The sequence below is a fragment of the Nocardia aurea genome (genome assembly GCF_003123685.1).
GTDB lineage: Bacteria > Actinomycetota > Actinomycetes > Mycobacteriales > Mycobacteriaceae > Nocardia > Nocardia aurea.
This window is the reverse complement of the sequence record NZ_QCYJ01000176.1, coordinates 1-3,027: the sequence shown is the minus strand read 5'-3', so window position 1 is coordinate 3,027 and position 3,027 is coordinate 1. Positions and strand designations below refer to the sequence as shown.

Here is a 3,027-nt window from a genome sequence, read left to right as displayed (position 1 = left end):
AGCAGCTCCTCCGGCACCACGGCCATGCCGGCCATCAGCAGGAGCGCCATGAACGGGGTGGTCTTCCACACCTCCGCCAGGATGATGATGGCGATGGCGGACAGCCGGTCGGTGAGCGGCGCCGTGCCCTCCGGGAGCACGGCGGCCAGCCAGCCGGTGCCGGGCGTCCAGGCGTACTTCCAGCCGTAGGCCGCCGCCACCGTGACGATGCCGTACGGGATCAGCACCACCGTGCGCACCAGCCCGCGCCCGACGATCGCCCGGTACATGGCGAGCGCGAGCAGCATGCCCAGCACCAGCTCGATCGAGACGCTGATCACGGTGATCACCAGGGTCACCCAGAACGCGCTCCACCAGAACTCGTTGGTGAGCACCACGGCGTAGTTGGACAGCCCCACCCACGCCCTGTCATCCGGGAAGCGCAGGTCGTAGCGCTGCAGCGACAGCAGCACCGAGTAGACGATCGGCCAGCCGGTGACCAGCACCATGATGAGCGCGGCGGGCGCGCAGAGCCACAGTCCGAGCCTCCGCTCGGAGCGCTGCCCCTCGGTGAGCGCCCGGCGCGTGGCCGGAGCGGACGTGGTCACGGGAGCACCCCCTTGCTCTGCAGCGCGGCGGAGATCTGCTCGCGCAGCTCGGCGAGCGTGACGGGCGGGTCGATCTCGGCGGGCGGCGAGAGAGCGGCCGAGATCATGGTGGACACGTTCTGGTAGGTCGGCGTCTTCGGCCGGGGCGCGGCCGTCTTGAGCGCGTCGAGGATGGCGTGCCGCATCGGGTACGGCTCCGCCATGGCGGGGTCCTGGTACACCGACTCGATCGTCGGCGGCAGCCCGTCCTTGACCGCGGCGGTGAGCTGGCTGGCCGGGTCGCGCAGGCACAGTGCCGCCTGGAACGACTCCTCCGGGTGCTCGGAGTAGGCGCTCACCGCGAAGTTCCCGCCGCCGAGCGGCGAGGCTCCCGCCCCGTCGATGCCCGGGTAGGGCGCCCACTTGAAGACGGGCAGCATGTCCGGCTTGTTGGCGGCCATGGACGCGTACACGAACGGCCAGTTCACCTCGAACGCCGCCCGGCCGCCCTCCATGGCGAGCCGCGCGGCGTCCTCCTGGGTGTTGGGCAGCGACGGGTCGGCCGCCTTGGACGTGGCGTAGGCGCGCATCACGTCGAGGGCCTTCAGCGCGGGCGGGCCCAGCGCCACCTGGGTGCCGCCGGCGTTCAGGATCTGCCCGCCCGCCGAGGCGACCAGGCTGTTGAACCAGACGACGAGCCCCTCGTACTGCGCGCCGGTCACCTCGCCGTAGTGCGGCTTGCCCCGCGCCGCCAGCTCGGCGGCGACCGCCATCATCTCGTTCCACGTCCGCGGCGGGCTGGGCACCAGGTCGGAGCGGTACCACAGGAGCTGGACGTTCGTGTTGTACGGCGCCGCGTACAGCTTGCCCTGCCAGACGGCGGTCTCCAGCGGCTTGGCCAGCGTCCCCTCGCGCGCCTGCCTGGCGTGGTCGCCGGTCCACTCCCGGATCCAGCCCGCCTCGGCCAGTTCGGCGGTCCAGGTGACGTCGAGCCCGAGCACGTCCAGCCCGGGGTCGGCCGCGGCGAGCCGCCGCACGAGCTGCTCACGCTGGCCGTCGGCGTCGCGCGGCAGCGTGTTCAGCAGGATCCGGTAGCGGCCCGCGGCGAGGTCGTTGCAGCGGGCCACGATGGCCTCGAGGTTCTCCTGCGGGGCGTTGTAGAGGTTGACCAGCGGCACGCCCTCGTCGCCGCCGGAACCGCACGCGGCGGGAAGGAGCGCGACGGCGCCCAGCAGCAGGGCCGCGGCCCTGCGCCCTTTCGTCGTCGCCCTAGCCATGATCGGGCACTACCCCGCCACCTGAGGCTATGACCAAGCGCAGCCAATCACTTGCCAAAAGCCGGGTATGGCCATGTCGCGATCAAGGGGGCGCCGCTCACCCCTCCCGAGGATGACCCGATAGCGCCCTTACGGAGCGGGGCTGACGGCTCTGGGTCAGGGGAGGGTGACGTCGCCTGTGCGCAGCAGCGGGGGGATCAGGAGGGAGGCCGGGCCGCGGCGGTAGAGGGCGGCCGGGCGGCCGATCTCGGGGACGCGGCGATCGCCCGTCGGCTCCAGGAACCCCTCCGTCCGCGTGACCTTCCTGCGGAAGTTGCTGGGGTCGAGTTTGAAGCCCCACACCGCCTCGTAGATACGGCGCAGGTCGCCGACCGTGAAGGGCTCGGGGCAGAACGCGGCGGCCACCGTCGTGTGCTCAAGCTGGGACCTGGCCCGCTCCAGCCCGTCGCGCAGGATCGCGGCGTGGTCGAAGGCGAGCGGCACGCCGCCGTCGAGGGCGGACGAGAGCGGCGTCCACCGGGCCGCGGCGGCGTCCGTGCCGGCGACGGGGAGCGGCAGGTCGGGGCCGAGCGCCAGGTAGGCGACGGTGATGATGCGGCCTCGCGGGTCGCGTGCCGGTTCGCTGTAGGCGTGGAGCTGCTCCAGGTGGAGCTGCCGGCCGTCGAGGGCGGTCTCCTCCCGCAGCTCGCGCAGCGCGGCCTGGTCGAGGGTCTCGCCGTGGCGGACGAACCCGCCGGGCAGCGCGGCCCGGCCGAGGTAGGGCTCGTTGCCGCGCTCGATGAGCAGCACGTGCAGCCGGTCCTGCCGGACCGTGAAGATCACCAGGTCCACCGTCACCGCGACCACCGCCGCCGGGCGCCTGCCCGACCTTTCCGTCATCGGCACACTCTAGCTAAAGGTCAGCTTGACTCAAAATACCTCGCGGACTTATGGTCAAGGGGACCTAAACAGGGCTAGGGAGAGCGGCATGGCTCGATCCGGAACGGCGAGAGAAAGGCACGACGAGTACGGCGGCCAGTACGAGCACCTCGGGGGCCGGAGCCACGACCAGCGTGGAGCGTTGAAGGAGGACCTCGCCACCCGGCACCTGTGCGCCGGCGTGTACCTGGACCCGGCCTTCCGCGGCGTCGTCCTCCGGCGGGTGCACAACGACACGGCCCGCATGGTCGCCCCGTCGTACGGCT

Annotated in this window: 4 protein-coding genes; 1 reads left to right on the top strand and 3 read right to left on the bottom strand. The window is 72.1% G+C overall.

Annotation, left to right across the window (positions count from 1 at the left end):
- From DAT37_RS43505 to DAT37_RS43495, 3 genes are all read right to left on the bottom strand, one after another.
- Positions 1–587 (bottom strand): carbohydrate ABC transporter permease (locus tag DAT37_RS43505; protein WP_232840357.1); only part of this gene is annotated, 587 nt, incomplete at its 3' end.
- Positions 584–1,843: an ABC transporter substrate-binding protein gene (locus DAT37_RS43500; protein ID WP_109530841.1), complete on the bottom strand. Its 1,260-nt coding sequence runs from the start codon at positions 1,841–1,843 to the stop codon at positions 584–586. The genes DAT37_RS43500 and DAT37_RS43505, both read right to left, overlap by 4 nt.
- Before the next feature lie 156 nt (positions 1,844–1,999).
- On the bottom strand, positions 2,000–2,722 hold the full coding sequence (locus tag DAT37_RS43495; RefSeq protein WP_109530840.1) for an NUDIX hydrolase: 723 nt from the start codon (positions 2,720–2,722) through the stop codon (positions 2,000–2,002).
- Positions 2,723–2,810: 88 nt separating this feature from the next.
- Here DAT37_RS43495 and DAT37_RS43490 point away from each other — a divergent pair.
- Positions 2,811–3,027: hypothetical protein (locus tag DAT37_RS43490; RefSeq protein ID WP_157979008.1), on the top strand; the 217-nt coding region annotated here is incomplete at its 3' end.

Bases quoted from the DNA above. Each gene is read 5' to 3' on its own strand.
- DAT37_RS43495 (WP_109530840.1), bottom strand. From the start codon at position 2,722: ATGACGGAAAGGTCGGGCAGGCGCCCGGCGGCGGTGGTCGCGGTGACG.
- DAT37_RS43500 (WP_109530841.1), bottom strand. From the start codon at position 1,843: ATGGCTAGGGCGACGACGAAAGGGCGCAGGGCCGCGGCCCTGCTGCTG.